We start from the raw sequence: 17,913 nt of genomic DNA, 5'->3' as shown, positions 1-17,913 counted from the left end.
ATGTACTGGCCTGACACTGGAACTGGCGTAGATACCGAACCGGCGCGCAAGCCTGTTGCATCTGCGGTGCGAAAATACTTCACGGAAGGCGGTGCGGGTGTGCCTCCTACAGTGCCAGGCGGTGACTGGTTCAATGCCATCACCAACGAAGTGCTGAACGTGCTGGACGCTGCCGGCATTGACCCGAGCAAGACGGATGATGACCAGCTGTTGCAGGCCATTCAATGGCATGCCTCTGAGGCTGAAAGCTCTCTACGGCAGGAGCTTGCTGGCATAGGTGGCGCCTCACTTATAGGTATTTCTGCTGACCGAACTCAAGCAGATAAGAATGCTGAATGGATCAGTATTACTGATGCTCCGTACAGCGTTAAATTCGACAATGTTACTGATAATACTGCTGCCCTGAACGCCGCATTCCAGAGCGGAAAGAAAATCTGTATCCCAGACCCTGGTGAAGGGAACTTTGCAATGGCCACCGGTACCGTCTACTACGACAGCCGGACGACTATCATGGGGCCAGGGAAGTATCGCCCTGTCATCAAGGCCTCAGCCTCCATGCCGGGTGAGTTGGACCTCATTGCTCCTGTCAATGAGACATACAGCACGTTCAGCTATCTGCGCAGCTGCCTGATGTTTGATCTGTGCGTCGATGCTAACGGCTTCAATCGCGCAAAAACACCTGGATATGTTGGTGAGTGGGGTAGAGCAATTCGCATTGGGGCTATCTATGACTCCATGTTTGTTAGGGTTAACGCCATCGGCGGTCCGCAGCACGGCATTGATGTAGCTTGCTGGAAGGACAATCTGGTTGGTATTGGTCATGCTGGGGTTCCAGTTGGTCGCCCTTTCAACGTAGTTCTTTCTGACTGCGACACCACCGACTGGGTATATGATGACGGGCTTACAACTCACGGCTGCTATAACGTACTGATAGAGGGCCACACCAGCCGAATCACGGACGCGGCCAAGGCCGCTCGCACATACACAAATACACAGAAAGCAATCGAGATCGACGATGGTAGCCATGGCGTGGTTTTGAATGCACCAAGGGCCTATGGTAACGGGACAAAAATCATGGCGTTTTCCGTGGCAACGCACGGTAACGCCCCGGCTGCATATGACGTGACGTGGAATGATCCGTGGGCACATGGATGCATGACTGGGATAGGTGGGTGGGCAGACCCAGTTACCGACGCAACCTATGACACGCCAAACTGGCGCGCGCGGAAAATTGAAGTGAATAACTTTGTTTTCATCAAGCCAACCCTTGATGACGGCAGCACCATATTCCCCAGTAGATTTGTAGACTTCCAGAACTTCATGGACTGCAAGGTTAACGGAGTATCTGTATACATAGCTGACGATGATGGTTCGTATTCTGCTCCCGCTTCAATGGTGAACATTGGCCCGGCAGCAAACATAGATATCAACGATGTAAATATATATCGAGTCCCGGCAATTCCATCAGGAACATACATTTTCAATCGGGATATAGGTTGGTTACGTACCGCCCCTGGATCACGAGACATACGGGTAAACGGATTTAGTGTCGATAACGTGGGTTACATGAACCGCATCATCGGGGATTCAGGGGGCAACGCACTAACAGTGTGCAAGCGGATTAACTGTGACGCTATCCCGTCAGATGGTCAGACAAAAACAGCGATATTCTCATCTGCGCAGGCCGAGTTCTCAGATGTCACAGTTCCAGTTGGAATGGTGCCATACCGGATTGGTCGCGGGTTTACTGCGTACCCAGGTGGTAACTACGCGCTAAATCAAACTCTGCCTGATAGCGTAACCATCGGAGGGTACAAGATATTTTCTGAAACCCTTGCAGATGGCACTCAGGCAAAGCCAGGAATATTGTTCGACAACCAGTTTTATAGCGGCACTTTCAATGTGGGGAAGGGTTCTGTTGCGTTCAGAACCTCTGCCGCCAAGGAAGCGGGGTTCTCTGTCTGCGCGTACCACGATGACACCAATCAATACGTGCCGATAGTTTCGGTATGGGATCGAGCGGCGATAAGGTCTTTTGAACCTGGTGTTGATAACACCACGGCAAACGGAAGGAATACGGCTCGCTGGGCAACTGGATATTTCGCCACAAACATCATAGTGACGTCTGATTCCAGAGAAAAAACACCACCATCAAACATAGATGACGCGCTACTAGATATCGCAGACGAAATCAGTATCAATGTGTGGAAGTGGCTTGAATCTATCACTAAGAAGGGTGACAAGTCAGCTCGCTGGCATTTTGGCCCAATCGCTCAACAGGTTCGTGATGCATTCGAAAAGCATGGGCTTGATGGTTGCGACTACGGACTCCTTTGCTACGACAAGTGGGACGATGCGTTTATTGATATTATGGAGACGGTTACCCATGAAGACGGGGAGGTCGTCGAGCGCCCAACCGGGGGGAAAATACAGGTTCAGTGGGCTGGAGACCGCTGGGGTATACGTCCTGACCAGTGCCTGTGGCTTATTGCTTCAGCGGCACGTCGTAGAGCCGATCGAGCAGATCGTCAGATTGCTTTGATTGAAGAGCGTCTAAATTCTGCTGGACTGTGATAATAGAAGGCCATTTGGGCCTTTTGTTATCTCTTATTTAGCTCTTCCCGCTAGAGTAATGATCACTAACCCCAATGTTCAATACTCTAGCTTTCTTTGATCAATCCACTCGCGCTGCTACACCCAGGATCCGACCGAAATCCAGAACTACGTCGACAAGCACGACAACCAGACCCTGTTCGACAACCTGATCTACAAGGCGCCGCAAGGGGCCGATCTGGTGCGGATGCAGGGGGTATCGCTGGCCACCGCCATGCTGGGGCAGGGCATTCCCTTCACCCACGCCGGTGTCGAGCTGCTGCGCTCCAAGTCCATGGAGCGGGACAGCTACGACTCGGGTGACTGGTACAACCGGGTCGACTATACCCTGGCCGACAACAACTTCGACAAGGGGCTGCCGCGCAAGGACAAGGATGGCGACAACTATCCGCTGATCGAGAAAGTACTCGGCAAGCACGTCAAGCCGAGCGGTGCCGACATGGCGACCATGGTGGGCTTCTATCAGGAGCTGGCCGAGCTGCGTCAATCTTCCCGTCTGCTGCGTCTGGGCAGCGGTGCCGAGGTGATCAAGCGGGTCGACTTCCGCAATACCGGCCCGGATCAGGAACCCGGCCTCATCGTGATGACGGTGGATGACGGCATCAATGCGGGGGCGGATCTGGATCCGGCCATCGACGGTCTGGTGGTGATGATCAACGCCACCAATGCTCCCCAGAGCGTCAGCGACTTCCGGGACGGCAATGATCAGCCCATCGACCTGACCAGCCTGCAGTTGAGCCCGACCCACCACGGCGGCGAGAGCATCGCCCGCGATGCGGCCGTCAATGGCGGTACCCTGACCCTGGGTGCCTGGTCGGCAGCGGTGTTCGTCAAGCCGCAGAGCGGTGCCCAGGGCAGCGGCCTGCCGGTCGGCAAGAAGACTGATCTGAGCACGGTACCGCCGTTTGGTGACACCGCCGTCTATCTGAAGGGGTTCCTCAATGAGTGGGGCAACACCAACCAGATGACCTTCAGCAGCAACTTCATGTACGAGTTCACCACCGAGGTGAGCAGCGACAAGCTGGGCACCACCAACGTCAAGATCGCGGATGCCAGCTGGGGTCCCCTCAACTACGGCAGCTGCAATGCGGGCGACAAGCTGGTGGTCGGCACCCCGCTGACCCTTTGCAAGGGCGGCGATACCGGCAACATCGGGCTCGATCTGGCCAAGGTGGGCAGCTACAAGTTCGTGTTTACCGCCATGAACAAGGACAAGCCTACCCTGAGCGTCAGCTTCACCGAGCCGGTGCAGAGCTGCAAGGTGCTGGACACGGTGGCGGGCAATCCGCTCGGCTACAACCTGTTCGTCAAGGGCGAGCTCTCCGGCTGGGCCGCTCAGCCCCAGTACCAGTTGAGCTACAAGGGGATGGAAGGCGATCTCGCCATCTATCAGGCGGCCTTCAACTACACCGGCAGTACCGAGTTCAAGGTAGCCAACGAGGACTGGAGCAAGGAGTACCTGCTCAACGGCGGCGGCGCGGTGACGGCGGAGACGGGTTATGCCATCGGCTTCTCCCAGCCGGGCAGCGCCAACAACAGCATCACCTTGCCGCAGGGGCTGTGGAGCGTGCTGGTGAAGGTTGACCCGGCCGGCACCAAGGCCGGTACCGCTGTGATCCAGGAGTGCAGCGCCAAGTAGCCATTCCCATCGAGCCCGGGGCTGGCTCGGCACCCCAGGGTTGAATTCCACCTCGCCAAGGGTGGGATAACTCCGAGAGAGTAAGCAAAGCGCGACTGCCGACCGGCAGCCGCGCTTTTTCTTTACTGTGGGCGAGGCAATAAAAAAGCCGCCCCGTTGGGGCGGCTGTTGGTTGTGCCGTCAATGGCCGGCTTAGCGCTTGCGCAGCAGGCGCAGGGCGTTGGCGGTGACCAGCGCGGTGGCGCCGGTGTCGGCCAGCACCGCAATCCACAGGCCGGTGATGCCGAGCAGGCTGGTGACCAGGAAGATGGCCTTGAGCCCCAGCGCCAGCGCTATGTTCTGGTGGATGTTGGCCAGTGCCGCGCGGGAGAGCCGGATCATGGCGGCGACCCCGCCGAGCTGGTTGTGGGTCAGCGCCGCATCGGCGGTCTCCAGCGCCACGTCGGTGCCGCCCCCCATGGCGATGCCAATGCTGGCCCGCTTCATGGCCGGGGCGTCGTTGATGCCATCGCCAATCATCGCGACTTTCTGGCTGAGGCCGAGCTTGGCGATTTCATCGACCTTGCCCTCCGGCAGCAGGCCGGCGCGCCAGCCCATGCCGAGCTCGCCGGCGATGGCCTCGGCGGCGCGGGGGTTGTCGCCGGTCAGCATGATGCTCTGCAGGCCGAGCTGGTTGAGCTCCTGCAGCGCCGCCGCTGCTTCCGGCCGGATCTGGTCGCGCAGGGCCAGCAGGGCGGCCGGGGCGGCGTCAGGCTGACCGAGCACCACCACCGTCTTGCCTTGCTGCTCCAGGGTGGCGACCCGGGCCTGCATCGCTGCATCCAGGGTGGCGACCCGGCTCGGCGCCAGCAGCTGCCAGAGGGTGCCGTCGATGCGACCTTCCACGCCCATGCCGGGCAGGGCGCGCAGCTCCTGAGCCGCGGCGAGGCTGAGGCCCCGCTCGCTGGCCGCCGTCACCACGGCGCGGGCCAGCGGGTGGTGGGAGCCCTGCTCGATGGCCGCCGCCAGCGCCAGCAGCTCGGCCTCCGACTGGCCATTGAGGCTCACCAGTTCGGTCAGCTGCGGCTTGCCCAGGGTCAGGGTGCCGGTCTTGTCGAAGGCCACGGTATCGATGTGGGCCAACCGCTCCAGCGCGGCGCCCCCCTTGATGAGGGCCCCCTGCCGGGTGGCTGCCGCCAGCGCCGAGGTGACCGCCGCCGGGGTGGAGATGACCAGGGCGCAGGGGCAACCGATCAGCAGCAGCGCCAGCCCGCGATAGACCCACTCGTCCCAGCTCTGGCCGAAGGCGAGCGGTGGTACCAGCACCACCAGCAGGGCAACCAGCATCATGGCGGGGGTATACCAGCGGCTGAAGCGGTCGATGAAGCGCTCGATGGGGGCGCGCTGGGTCTCGGCCTCTTCGATGAGATGCAGGATGCGGTCGATGGCGTTGTTGCCGGGCTCGGACACCACCTCGAGGCGCAGCACCCGATCCGCCGCCAGACTGCCGGCGGGGACCTTGTCACCCTGACGGCGCTCCACCGGGATGGATTCGCCGGTCAGGGCGCTCTCGTCAAAGGCGCCGAGGGCGTCGAGCAGGCGGGCATCGGCGGCCAGGCGGGCACCCGGGGCGATTTCGATGATGTCGCCGGGACGCAGCTGGTCGGCAGCGACCTCTTCCCGCACCTCGCCCTCGGCAGTGGTGCGGATGCGCAGCGCCTTGTCGGGTACCAGCGCCATCAGGGCGGTGACCCCGGCGCGGGCGCGGCCGGCGGCGTAGGCCTCCAGATGTTCGCCCAGCATGAACAGCAGCAGCACCATGGCCGCTTCGGCGGTTTCGCCGAGGAACAGGGCGCCCACGGCGGCGACCGTCATCAGGGTTTCGATGGCGAAGGGGGAACCGCTCTTGGTCAGCGCCCACGCCTTGCGGGAGATGGGCCACAGCCCCCAGAGGGTGGCCAGGGTAAACAGCGGCTGACCGATCTGGCTCGGCAGCAGGGCCGCCACCAGCATCAGACCGGCCAGCGACAGTGGCTGCCAATACTTGGCGAGCAGGGTCTGCAGCGGGTTGCGCTCGCGGCCGGGCTCCTGCTTGCCGCTGCGCTCGCCCTTGAGCTGGAAGCCGGCGGCCAGCACGGCGGCGGTAACGGGATCGGGGGAGAGGCCGGGGGCCAGATCCACCACCAGCTTCTCGGTGGCAAACAGCACGCGGGCCTGTTGCACGCCGCTCACCCGGCTGACGGCGGTCTCTATCTTGCGGGCGCAGCTGGGGCAGTCCATCCCCAGCACCTGCCAGCTGTGGCGGCGGCTGTTCTGCTCGGGGGCGTCCAGCGGGGGTTCTGCCGCGACGGCATGCTCATGGTGGTCGTGCTCCCCGGCATGGACATGCTGGGCATGGGCGGGCGGTGGAGTGGCGCAACAACCCCCTCTGGGGGGCTCTTCCCCCTCGGGAGCGTCGCTGGCGGCATGATCCTGATGATCATGGGGGGCCTGACTCGCGCAGCAGCTGACCGGTGCGGCCTGGTCGCAGCAGTGGCTGTCGTGCTGGTGCTCAGCCTGGGGGGCCGCGGTCTTGCTGACGGCCTTGATGGGGGCGGCGGCGTGTTGATGGCTGCAGCAGGATTTGCTCATGATGAGTCCCTCTTGGATGGATCCCGCCGGTGCGAGATCTTCGATAACTGAGCCGAGTGTAAACCTTGGTGTTAAGTCCAAGGTCAAGCCCCTTTCTCCCGCTCCTTGCCGCAGGCTGCCGGTAGAGGTGATATCCCTGTGGTTGGCGGGTGTTTGTCCCCGCCCGGCAAGCCTATACTGGAGGGCCTGATCCTCCCTCGATAATCAAGGACATAACATGAGCAATTCCGTTACCCTGCAAGGCAACCCCGTCTCCGTCGCCGGTCACTTCCCGGTTGCTGGCGAGCAGGCCAAGCCGTTCTCCCTGGTGGCCAAGGATCTCTCCGATCTGACCCTGGCGAGCTTCGCCGGTCAGCGCAAGATCCTGAACATCTTCCCGAGCGTCGATACCCCGACCTGTGCCACTTCCGTGCGCAAGTTCAACGAGCAGGCCAGCGCGCTGAACAACGCCGTGGTGCTGTGCATCTCCGCCGACCTGCCGTTCGCCCAGTCCCGCTTCTGCGGCGCCGAAGGGCTGGACAAGGTAGTGACCCTCTCCACCCTGCGTGGTGCCGCCTTCCTGCAGGACTACGGCGTGGCCTTCTCCTCCGGCCCGCTGGTGGGTCTGGCTGCTCGTGCCATCGTGGTGCTGGATGAAGAGAACAAGGTGCTGCACAGCGAGCTGGTGGCCGAAGTCGCCGACGAGCCGAACTACGCCGCCGCTCTGGCCGTACTGTAAGCAGGCAGGCTGACAACAATCCCGCCGGGGCATGGCCCCGGCGGGATTTTTTTTATGGAACAGTCAGGGGGATTTGGTCACGTCTTTGGCGGGTAGTGGCTCAGGGTGGGGTTGCCACTCGACATAGGGGCGGTGCAGCCTTGAGTAGATCTCTGCCAGCTTGCCGGAGGCGGCGAGCCGCTCGATCGCCTCGCCGAGGAAACGATCCGTTTCATCCCCGGCAGGCCCCTTGGCGATGATGAAGACATCTTCGAAATCCCCCAGGTGTTCCCGGTGAATGTTGGTCAGCTTGAGCTGGCGCAGCATCAGGTCGGCCTCCTCCTGGGCCCAGATGAAGGCGTCGATGCGCCCACGCGAGAGCTTGCGCAGCGACTGCTCTATGCTCATCGACCGTTGCAGCGGAATGGGCAGAAAGCCGGGGGTCGCCTCGATCAGCAGATCCCGCTTGGTGGGCACTATGCCGTAGGCCATGTCGGGGGTGATGAGGTGGTCGGTATTGCTGTAGAGCACGTGGGTGACCTTGCCGAAGCTGCGGGTGCTGAAGCGATAGGGCAGCAGGTCGGCATCCTGCAGATTGCGGATGGCGGGCAGGCTGAAGTCGGCGGTGCCGGCGATCACCCCGGCCATGGCCCGGGCGAGGGGATAGATGGTGATCCGGATGCTCACCTCGGGGTAGAGATCATCGATGGCGCGCACCAGATCGACGAAGGGGCCGGTCTTGTCGGCGTTGATGAGCCCCGGCAGCTCGCCGAGGTGGGCGTTGAGGATGCGTACCGGTTTGGCGGCGGGGGCTGCCACCGTGTCGGCGCGAGAGAGGCTGAGGCTGGTCAGCCCCGCCAGGCAAAGCAGCAACAACAGCAGCAGAGAGGGATGTCTGGTCATGGTCTGGTCACGTCCCCGGGGGAGGTTCCCTGAAGTGTAGTCAGGCCCGCTTTGCGCATGGCGGGCCGTGAGTGGGCCCTTGGCCGCGATGGATGGGATTTTACTTATGGTCGGCCGCTCACTAGACTTCGCCCCCACCTCCCTATTCTGTCGATAGCTGCGTAGCCCCATGACTTTTGATGAACTTGCCCTCGTCCCCGCCCTGCTGGCGACCCTGCCCGCCGACCTCAAGTGCCCGACCCGGGTGCAGCAACTGGCCATTCCCGCCGCGCTGGCGGGTCGGGATCTGCTGGCACTGGCCCGCACCGGCAGCGGCAAGACCCTGGCATTCGGCCTGCCGCTGCTGCAGCGCCTCGATCCGGCCTGCGATCGGGTGCAGGGGCTGGTGCTGGTGCCGACCCGCGAGCTGGCGGTGCAGGTGAGCGAGGCGTTGCAGGGTCCGGCCGCCGGGCTGGGTCTGCGGCTGGTGACCCTGTGCGGCGGGGTGGCGCAAGAGCTGCAACAGGCCGAACTGGCGTTGGGGCCGCAACTGCTGGTGGCGACCCCGGGGCGGCTGCGGGATCTGCTGGCCCAGCAACTGCTGGGACTGAGCCAGCTGCGCCATCTGGTGCTGGACGAGGCGGACCGGCTGCTGGAGATGGGCTTCTGGCCCGACATCCAGTGGCTGCTGAATGCCATGCCGGTCGAGCGTCAGACCCTGCTGTTCTCGGCCACTCTGCCGGCCGAGCTGGATGCGCTGGCGACCGGTCTGCTGACCGAGCCGGTGCGGGTGGAGGCTGATCCCCGCAACAGCGTGGCCGACGATATCGAGGAGCGGCTCTATCTGGTCAACAAGAGCAGCAAGGTGCCGGCGCTCATCAGCCTGCTCAAGGCTCACGAGTGGCCGCAGGTACTGGTCTTCATCAGCGCGCGGGACGACGCCGACGGGGTGGCCCGCAAGCTGGCCAAGGCGGGCATTGCGGTGGCGGCCCTGCACGGCGAGAAGGAGCAGGCGGTGCGTGAGCAGGCGCTCGGCGACTTCAAGGCGGGCAAGGTGCGAGTGCTGGTGGCCACCGATCTGATGGCGCGTGGCATTCACGTGGAGGCGCTGCCGCTGGTGATCAACCTGGATCTGCCCGCCAGCGCCCCCGTCTACGTGCACCGTATCGGCCGTACCGCCCGGGCCGGACGCAGCGGGCTCGCCATCTCGCTCACCTGCCATGGCGAGGCCGACACCCTGGCGGCGATCCGCATCCTCACCGGCCGCGAGCTGCCGCTGGCGGAACTCGCCGGCTTCCCGGTCACCGATCAGCCAGCCAGCGGGGAGGGCAAGCGCGCCCCCCGTGACAAGCAGGCCAATCGTCGTACCCAGACCAAGCGCAGCGCCAAACAGTTCAAGAGCAAGGGCTGAGGTCATTGCTGCCGCCTTGCTCCGTTTCGCGACAAGCAAGGTGATCACAACGCCGCACCCAGGCCAAACGCAGCGCCAAACAGTTCAAGGGCAAGGGCTGACCTGCCCGCTTGGGCAGTACCAAAGGACGCCCGTTTCACTATGCTCCATGGGTTCAACCACGGAGGGATAGGCAATGGCGAGTCTGGTGATGGGGCCCCTGCTGGGGCTCGAAGCGGAGACGCAATACAGTATCTGTTTTTTGGCGGGGCCTGACTGCAAGGGCGCCGGGGTCAGGATCAACGGCAGCCTGCTGGCCGCCGGCAAGCAGGCGGATACCCCCAGGGGTGGCTTCTGGCGGGTCAGCTGGACGGCGACTCCGGCCGAGGCGGGTTCGAGCGTGGAGTACCAGATCCTGCTGGACGGGGAGCCCGCCAGGGATCTGGCCGGTGAGGATCGCTGGCAGTTTCATCTGCCTGGGTCGGCGGAGCGGGTGCGCATCGGGTACGCCTCCTGCAACGGCTTTTCCGACTTCAAGCTGCTCACCTCCACCCCGCAGCCCTATGTGATGTGGGACAAGCTGGCCGCCGAGCACGCCACGCACCCCTTCTCGCTGCTGCTGATGGGGGGCGATCAGGTCTATGCCGACTCCCTCTGGACCACGGTGCCCAGCCTCAAGGCCTGGAACGAGCTGGACATGGCGGAGAAGGTCAAACGCAAGGCCACTCGCACCATGGAGGAGCAGCTCGATCGCTTCTACTGCGACCTCTACTGCAAGCAGTGGGGGCGGCCTGAGGTGGCGCGCCTGCTAGCCCGGATCCCGAGCGCCATGATGTGGGACGACCACGACATCTTCGATGGCTGGGGCAGCTATCCCGAGTCGCCAGACAATCTGCAGGGCTGCGACGTCTACCGGGTCATCTATGCCGCCGCGTCCCGCTATTTCCGGCTGTTCCAGCTGCGCTCCGTTGCCAACGTCTCCCTGCTGGATCCGGTCAAGCTGGGCCACCACTCCTGGCGGCTCAGTTTTCGGGGCTACCAGATCCTGGCGCTGGACAACCGGGCCAATCGGACCCGCGCCCAGGTGATGAGCTCGTCTCAGTGGGAGCAGATCAACGACGCGCTGGCCGCCTGCGACGCGGGCCACCTGCTGGTGCTGGCGGGGGTGCCCGTGGTCTATCGCGACTTCTCCTTCACCGAGGCGGCGCTGGATGCCACCCCCTGGGAGGAGGAGCTGACCGACGATCTCAAGGATCACTGGCGGGCCAAGGATCATCAGGGGGAGCGGGCCCGGCTCATCATGCGGCTGCTGGACAATGCCAGGATCCGGCGCCAGCAGGATGCTGGCTGCAAGACCCTGATCCTCTCCGGCGACGTGCACGTGGGCTGCCTCGGGGTGATCCAGGACAAGCGGGAGGGGGTGCTCAACGTGCACCAGCTGGTCTCCTCCGGTATCGTCCACCCCTGTCCCACCCAGTTCCAGTGGATGGGGATCCTGGCCATGACCAACGACAATGCCGAATACCTCGACGAGAACCGGCTGATCCGCGCCGAGCTTATCAAGCCGTTCGGCGCCCCCGTCTACCTGCGTACCCGCAACTTCGCCACCCTGCTGATGGGCACCGACAACAAGTTGTGGGCCAACTGGCACTGTGAGAACGGACTGGCGGCCAGCTACCCGCTGGCCTGATGGCGGGAAAATGCGAAGGGCCCTGCCGGGCCCTTTTTCTTGTGAGGATCAGATACCTCAAGCCGTTGCCCGCTCAGGGCTGATCCGGCGTTTGGGCGAAGAAGTCGCGCCGAAACTGGCCGAGTACCGCTTCCCTGTGCTGCTGCCAGCTTGCCTCGTCCATGTTGCCCCGGCTGGCCGCCAACTGCTGCTCCAGCTCGGTCAGCTGCTGCTGGTAGTGGCTGCGTTGCGTCAGCTGCTGTTGTCGGCTGGCGGCAAACTGCACGGTCGCTTCGGCCTGCCCGGTCGGCAGGAAGTGGCGAGCCAGGGTCGCCAGCTCCTCGTCCCCCCACAGCTGGCGCGCCTGCTGCAAGCGGGCGGCCGGATTGAACAGCTCAGCCGCCAGATCCGGGTGCTCCGCTGCCCACTCATCCTGCAAGCGGGTGAGGGCGGCCAGTCGCTCGGCCAGCGGCAGCTGCTCGTGCTCCTGCGCCAGCTGCTCGAGTGCCAGGGCGTAGCGCCCCTGCAGCCGGAACAGGCTCTCCCCCTCGCTCAGCCATTGGGCCTCTATCGCTTCCAGATTGGCCAGCCGCTCTGCCAGCGGCTGCTCGCTGTCGCTCACCTCGCTGGCGAGCTGCCGGTTCATCTCGTCCGGCAGCTCGCGCCAGCTGGCAGGCGCAGGTGCTGGGCCATCTGGCACGGTGGTGGCGGCAACCGGGCCGGTAGCGGGAGCCAGGGCTGGCAGTGTCTGTGGCGACGCTGCGGTGGCTGGCTGAGCGAGCTGGCCGGTGTGTGCCGGCCTCGCTGGCGCCTCCTGCCAGCTTAGGTTGAGCAGCAACAAGGCCAGCACTGCCAGTGCCAGCAAGCCGTAGCGGCGCTTCATCGGCTGATCTCTCCCTTGACCGGGAAGTGATCGGAGAGGTTGCTGGCGGGCCAGAGGCTGCCATCGCTGCTGCGCGGGATCCAGACACTGTTGAGGTTGTGGCGCACGGCGCCGTATTCCCGGCTCACCACCAGATAGTCGAGGTACTCCACGTTGGCGCCGCCGGAGAGCGGGCCGCCGGCATAGGGGTTGATCCTGGGATCGAAGGTAGCCTCGGTGTAGCCGCCATAACGGGGCTCGTCGGCATTGAGGTTGGCCAGCATGCCGGCGTAGTCGTCGGCAAACTTGCGCTTGTTGACGTTGAAGTCGCCGCCATAGATGACGGTATCGCTGGCGGGAATATTGAGGCTGGCGGCCAGGGTGCGCATCTGGCCGAACTGGATCTGGCGCAGCCGGCGCGCCTCGTCGGTGTCGAAGCTGGCGGTGTGGGTGGCGAACAGATGCCAGGCCTTGCCCCCCTTGATCACTTCGGCGTACATCACCCCCTTGTCGGCGAAGCAGTCGGTGCCGGTGCACTGGGGATAGACCAGCTGGGCCTCGCGCACTATGGGGTAGCGGCTGACGATCACCACGCCGCCGTCGTGGATGTTGACCCCCGGCTTGTCGAGCACCCTGGTCTGGTACGGGTACTCTTTCGCCAGCGCCTGCAGGAAGCCCTCGCGGCGCCCGTCGAACACCTCCTGCAACAGCAGGGCATCATAGCCCTTGAGGTACTCGGGCAGCAGCGCCAGCCGCTCGCCGATGCTGGAGGCGATCACCGGCAGCGCCCAGACGTTGTAGCTGGCCACCTTCAACTTGGCTTCGTCAGCTTCGGGCTGCTCCACCTGCCTGTGCGGGGTCAGCATGTAGTGCAGATCGTCGTAGCGGCCGGTGAACTTGGCGGCAAAGGCCAGCTCCTGTGGCCCGCTCAGACGGTGGATGGCGCGATCGCTCTGCCAGCCGGAGTTGTCTGCCGGCGTCTCGCCGCCGTGTTGCAGGGTGCTGTTCCACCAGGTGCCCTCCATCTTCTGGTTGAGGCGATAGGTGTCACCGCCGGGAGTGGTGACCCGGGTTTCGAACAGATAGCTCTTGCCCGCCTTCACCCCCTCGTAGCGGTTGAAGCTGAGCACCATGGCGCTCTCCCAGGGGCCCAGCTCGGTTCTGTGCTGAAGCCACTGGCTGCCGGCCTGCAGCTGGCCGGAGCCGCTCTGGCGGATCTCCAGCTGGACTGGATCCGGGCTGTTGTTGGTGAGGTAGACGTCGGTGTCGGCCAGCGCCTGCAGCGGAAACTGGCTGGCCAGCAGCAGGGCGGCATAACTGAGGGGTTTGTGCATCATGAAGTCCTTTTGGTCGAGGCACGCTGGAAAGTGACTGTTATGGCGGGCACAGAGGTCATTTCATTTACATTTTTGTTACAAATAAATGAAAGGCCCCATATGGGGAGGTGTTAACCCATGGGGTTGGCAACGGCCAAAGGGGCGGGGGAGGTCAGGCGAACGAGGTGAAACGGGCGTGCCGGGCGGCACGCCCCTGCAAGGCGGTCAGTGCTGGAACTGGTTGATCAGGCGGGAGAGGGCATGCAGCCGCTCCACCAGCAGGGTGATGCCGTCGAGGGCCTGGCGGCTGTTGTCGGCGGTGTGGCTGGCCAGCTGGTGGATCTGGTGGATGCCCTTGTCCAGGGTGCTGGTGACATCCGCCTGCTGGCTGACGGCCTGGGCAATCTCGTCGCTGGTATGGGTGACCCGGGCCAGCATGCGGTTGATCTGGTTGAGTACCTCGGCGGTGGTCCCCACGTGCTGCTGGCAGCGGTCCGAGGTCTGGGCGCCCTGGCTCATGCCGTCGGCCAGCTGACGGGTCGTCTGCTGCAGTGCCTGGATCATCTCGTTGATCTCGCCGGTGGAGCTGCGGGTCTTCTGGGCCAGCGCCCGGATCTCGTCGGCCACCACTGCAAAACCACGTCCCTGTTCGCCGGCCCGCGCCGCCTCGATGGCCGCGTTGAGGGAGAGCAGGTTGGTCTGATCGGCGATCTGGCTGATCACCTCCAGGATCCCGCTGATCTTCTGGCTGTCGCCGGTCAGCCTGGCCAGCACTGCGTGGTTGGCATCGAGCTCGTGATGGAGCTGATCGACCGAGGACTGGGTGGTGGACAGCGCCCGCAACCCCTCGGTGGAGACCTGCTGCACCTCGCCCACCAGCTCGCTGGCCTGATGGGCGTTGCTCGCCACGTCGCGAATGGAGTGACTGAGCTCGGTGATGGCGGCGGCCAGCTGCTCGCTCTGGGCTCGCTGCTGCTGCAGGTGGATGTCGATGGTCTGGATATTGCCCCTGTCATCCTCGGCAGCCTGCAGGATCTGCTGGTTGGTGTCGGCGCTGCGTCCCACCACTGCCTTGAGCTCGGCCCGCTTCATGCGCAGCGCCAGCTCCAGGGCCGCCAGGGTGTCCCGCCGCCTGGTGTAGAGCACCTGGCAAAGCGGGGTGCCCATCTCTTCGCCGGCGGTGCGGGCCAGCCGGTTGAGCCGCTGCTGCAGGCGCCAACCGTGTAGCATCTGGGCCAGCAGGGCCAGTGCACCTGGCGCCCCCCACAGCGGATTGCCGCTGATGATGACCGCCAGCAGGGTGAGCAGGGCGCCGCCCGACAGCAGCAGGGTGAGCAGGCCGGGTTCGAGGGCGAGCCGGCTCAGCCAGGGCAGCGCCTTGCCTGCCCGGATGCGGGCGTAGAGCTGCTCCGCCCAGGCGATGTCGTGTTCGCTCGGGCGGGTGCGCACCGACTGGTACTCGATGATCTGTCGCTGCTCGTTGAGGATGGGAGTGACATAGGCGTTGACCCAGTAGAACTTGCCGCTCTTGGCGCGGTTCTTCACCAGCCCCATCCAGCTTTTGCCCTGGCGCAGCCGCTGCCACATGTCGGCAAAGGCGGCCTTGGGCATGTCGGGGTGGCGTACCAGATTGTGGGGCACCCCCTCCATTTCGGCGGGGTGATAACCGGCCACGTCACAGAAGTGCTGGTTGGCGTAGGTGATGTGGCTGGCGGGGTCGGTCGTCGAGATCAGTGACAGGTGGTCGGGGAAACGTATCTCCCCCTCCCGTTGGGTTGTGGTCATGAGTGCATCCTGATTGAGCCAAGTAACTGATAGATTTGTTTTTATTTTTTGTGATTGTTACCGGCCCATTCTAGGGGGCAGCAAGCGCGCTATCTTGGCTTGGGTCAATTAATCGCCACTCTCGCTTAGCTAAATAGGGCAAATGAAAGGTGCATCTGTGCAGGCGGATGGCAAAGGGAGTGTTGGCGTGCACCAAGGGGGCAGAGGTTGCAGGCGCCCCGCAGGGGGCGCCCGGGATCAGCGGCTGGCCAGCGGGTAGGTAAAGAGGGCCAGGTGGGCGAAGTTGAACAGGAAGTGGATCGCGATGGCGACGCCGAGGCGCCCGCTCAGCAGGAAGGCCAGGCCATAGCAGGCGCCTGCCAGCGCGGCGAACAGCACCAGCAGCGAGCCGCCGGCCAGGTGGGCGGCGCCGAACAGCAGACTGGCCACCAGCACCCCAAGCCAGCGCCGGCTGTGTGCGGCGATCCCCTGTTGCAGGAAGCCGCGAAACAGCGCCTCTTCCGCCACGCAGGTGAACAGCAGGTTGTTGATGGCAAACAGCCACCACCAGCCGGGCAGGCCCACCTCGGGCTTGAGGGCCCCCAGCTGCCAGGCGGCGATCAGCAGGGCCGCCAGCGGCACCAGCAGCAGTGCCAGCCTGCGCCACTGAATGGCACCGCCCGGGCCCAGCAGGGCGGGCCAGGCCAGCAGCAGACCGAAGAAGACCAGCGGCTTGTCCAGGTTGAGGTACATGTTGAACGGCACGCTGGCGGGGCCGGCTTGTACCTGATCCAGCACCTTCAGGTTGGTGAAACCGGGGATGAGGTGCAGCATCAGCGCCACCGCCCACAGCAGCACGGCGCCCAGGGCGACGGCGCGCCAGGGCTGGGGCAGGAAGGGGGTACGCCAGGCCAGCAGCAGGCCCGCCGCGCTGGCCAGCAGGGCGATGGGGCTCAGGTGGCCGAGGCCGAGGGCCGCCAGCAGGGCGACGGCCAGCATGATGACGCCGGGCAGCCGTTGCCGGGCCAGACAGAGCAAGACGGCCAGCGCCAGTGCTCCCCAGATGAGTGAATCAGGTAGAGGTAACATTGAGTCTCCAAGGCCGATGAAAGTCCCGCACCTTAACAATGGGACATCCCATGAGACAAGGCTTAATAAGCTGGTCGGATCCCGTGTTCGGCTGGCTGCCAGGGCGCGCGGCCATAAAAAAACCGGAGCTGGGCTCCGGTTTTGGCAAGGGTGACAAGGCGTCTCAGCGGCCGGATTCGGCGATCACCCGAGCAATGATGTCGGCACGCTTGCTGGCTTCCAGCTCGCCCAGGGCGATGAGGCCAGCTTTGAAGATTACATTCTTCGGCAGGCTGACGTCGTCCAGGGTGGCGATGGCTTCGACGTGCATACCGTTCAGACGGCTGGCATCGCGCGGGCTCAGGTTGACCTGGGTGTTCAGCACCTGCTTGCCTTTCTTCTTGGCAGGGGCGGCTTTTTTCGGTTGTTCCTGCTCGTCTTCCGGCAGTTCGTCATCAAAATCGTAAATAGACATAGTCAATCCTGTTGGTTAGGCAATGGGGCATGGTTGCCCGATGTCGTTTTTCAGAGGGGTCGATCAGCCCATATCCTCGTTGCGGATAAAGGCGCGCCAGGAGCCGAGCACCTGGGCAAAATCTTCCAGCCCGCACATGGCCAGCTGTTCATCATCGTAGTAGGCGAGATCGTCGAGATCCTCATCCTGCTCGATATTGAGGACGTTGGCTTTCACCTCGGCTTCCTCGTGGGTCAGCAGCAGGGAGTAGTCGCCGCCCAGCAGCCGGTATTCGACGCGAGTCCGGCTGGAGAGCTGATCGATGATGGCGAACAGCTCGTCGAGTTTATCCTCGTCCTTGCCCACTTCGTCGATCAGCCACTGGCCGATGGCCTCATGGCCCATGGAGAACCGGGCGCGATAACCGCCGAACGGATCGCGGCGAAATTCATAATCCATAGTTCAGTCCATAGCGGAAGGGTGAGTCGTCATGGGCAGGGCAAATCCTGCTCCATGGCGGGGCGCATATAGCGTAAAGTGGCCTATTCTAGCGAGCCCCCCCTCGCTTGTCTTGAAGATGTGGCATCTTTGCCCCGCTACCGGCGCTTTGTGACCGGTCCGGCCCCCGCTTTGGAGATGTGATGCAGCTAAACGATACCCTCGCGCGCCAGATTGTCAGCCGGGCGATGAAAATCCTGTCGTGCTCGGTCGAGGTGATGGATGAAGCACTGCGACTCATCATCGCCTCAGGCTATTCCCGGTTCATTCAGCGGAGTACCTATGCAGCTCAATGACACCCTCGCACGGCAGATTGTCAGTCGGGCGATGAAGATTCTCTCTTTTTCGGTCAACGTGATGGACGAGCCACAGAGACTCATCATCGCCTCAGGCTATTCCCGGTTCATTCAGCGGAGTACCTATGCAGCTCAATGACACCCTCGCACGGCAG

The 17,913-nt window shown here is 63.5% G+C and carries 13 protein-coding genes and 2 pseudogenes; 7 read left to right on the top strand and 8 right to left on the bottom strand.

From position 1 onward, the window contains the following. On the top strand, nt 1-2,574 hold the full coding sequence (locus tag PG900_RS09775) for a tail fiber domain-containing protein (RefSeq protein ID WP_270831354.1): 2,574 nt from the start codon (nt 1-3) through the stop codon (nt 2,572-2,574). A 118-nt stretch (nt 2,575-2,692) separates the two neighbouring features. Next, nucleotides 2,693-4,252: pseudogene (locus PG900_RS09770) on the top strand (alpha-1,6-glucosidase domain-containing protein); the annotation flags it as partial. Between the two features lie 192 nt (nt 4,253-4,444). Here PG900_RS09770 and PG900_RS09765 read toward each other — a convergent pair. Then, entirely contained in the window at nt 4,445-6,862 is a 2,418-nt protein-coding gene (locus PG900_RS09765) for a zinc/cadmium/mercury/lead-transporting ATPase (protein WP_257685461.1), read from the bottom strand. A 217-nt stretch (nt 6,863-7,079) separates the two neighbouring features. Between PG900_RS09765 and tpx the strand changes: the two genes are divergently transcribed. Continuing rightward, complete coding sequence (gene tpx / locus PG900_RS09760; protein WP_016349389.1) at nt 7,080-7,580, top strand: thiol peroxidase; 501 nt, start codon at nt 7,080-7,082, stop codon at nt 7,578-7,580. 63 nt (nt 7,581-7,643) lie between these two features. Here the strand turns inward: tpx and PG900_RS09755 are convergent, their stop codons facing one another. Next, the gene (locus tag PG900_RS09755) at nt 7,644-8,462 is read right to left on the bottom strand and encodes a transporter substrate-binding domain-containing protein (protein ID WP_257685462.1); all 819 of its coding nucleotides are present in this window, start codon (nt 8,460-8,462) and stop codon (nt 7,644-7,646) included. Nucleotides 8,463-8,631: 169 nt separating this feature from the next. Here PG900_RS09755 and PG900_RS09750 point away from each other — a divergent pair, with 169 nt between their 5' ends. Both PG900_RS09750 and PG900_RS09745 read left to right on the top strand, forming a co-directional pair. Next, nucleotides 8,632-9,852: a DEAD/DEAH box helicase gene (locus PG900_RS09750; protein ID WP_257685463.1), complete on the top strand. Its 1,221-nt coding sequence runs from the start codon at nt 8,632-8,634 to the stop codon at nt 9,850-9,852. Nucleotides 9,853-10,027: 175 nt separating this feature from the next. After that, nucleotides 10,028-11,521: an alkaline phosphatase D family protein gene (locus PG900_RS09745; RefSeq protein ID WP_257685464.1), complete on the top strand. Its 1,494-nt coding sequence runs from the start codon at nt 10,028-10,030 to the stop codon at nt 11,519-11,521. Between the two features lie 73 nt (nt 11,522-11,594). Here PG900_RS09745 and PG900_RS09740 read toward each other — a convergent pair whose 3' ends face one another. The 6 genes from PG900_RS09740 to PG900_RS09715 all read right to left on the bottom strand — a co-directional run bounded on the left by PG900_RS09740 (nt 11,595) and on the right by PG900_RS09715 (nt 17,423). Further along, entirely contained in the window at nt 11,595-12,383 is a 789-nt protein-coding gene (locus PG900_RS09740; RefSeq protein WP_257685465.1) for a hypothetical protein, read from the bottom strand. Further along, nucleotides 12,380-13,696 (bottom strand): sphingomyelin phosphodiesterase, encoded by a 1,317-nt coding sequence (locus PG900_RS09735; RefSeq protein ID WP_257685466.1) that lies wholly within the window; start codon nt 13,694-13,696, stop codon nt 12,380-12,382. Before PG900_RS09735 ends, PG900_RS09740 begins: the two co-directional genes overlap by 4 nt. A 207-nt stretch (nt 13,697-13,903) precedes the next feature. Then, on the bottom strand, nt 13,904-15,463 hold the full coding sequence (locus PG900_RS09730; protein ID WP_257685467.1) for a methyl-accepting chemotaxis protein: 1,560 nt from the start codon (nt 15,461-15,463) through the stop codon (nt 13,904-13,906). A gap of 237 nt (nt 15,464-15,700) precedes the next feature. Beyond that, entirely contained in the window at nt 15,701-16,531 is an 831-nt protein-coding gene (locus PG900_RS09725) for a CPBP family intramembrane glutamic endopeptidase (protein ID WP_106553402.1), read from the bottom strand. Between the two features lie 163 nt (nt 16,532-16,694). Beyond that, nucleotides 16,695-16,985, bottom strand: a complete 291-nt coding sequence (locus tag PG900_RS09720) for a hypothetical protein (protein WP_011704604.1) — start codon at nt 16,983-16,985, stop codon at nt 16,695-16,697. A 63-nt stretch (nt 16,986-17,048) separates the two neighbouring features. Beyond that, entirely contained in the window at nt 17,049-17,423 is a 375-nt protein-coding gene (locus PG900_RS09715; RefSeq protein WP_029304568.1) for a YacL family protein, read from the bottom strand. 182 nt (nt 17,424-17,605) lie between these two features. Between PG900_RS09715 and PG900_RS09710 the strand changes: the two genes are divergently transcribed. Both PG900_RS09710 and PG900_RS09705 read left to right on the top strand, forming a co-directional pair. Next, nucleotides 17,606-17,758: a sugar diacid recognition domain-containing protein gene (locus tag PG900_RS09710; protein WP_270798084.1), complete on the top strand. Its 153-nt coding sequence runs from the start codon at nt 17,606-17,608 to the stop codon at nt 17,756-17,758. Beyond that, a pseudogene (locus PG900_RS09705) lies at nt 17,745-17,855 on the top strand (sugar diacid recognition domain-containing protein); the annotation flags it as partial. The gene PG900_RS09710 and the pseudogene PG900_RS09705, both read left to right, overlap by 14 nt. Between the last annotated feature and the right edge of the window lie 58 nt (nt 17,856-17,913).

Origin of the sequence: Aeromonas sp. QDB03 (genome assembly GCF_027707985.1) — a bacterium.
GTDB classification, from domain to species: Bacteria; Pseudomonadota; Gammaproteobacteria; order Enterobacterales; family Aeromonadaceae; genus Aeromonas; species Aeromonas hydrophila.
This window is presented reverse-complemented; position numbering and strand designations above follow the sequence as displayed.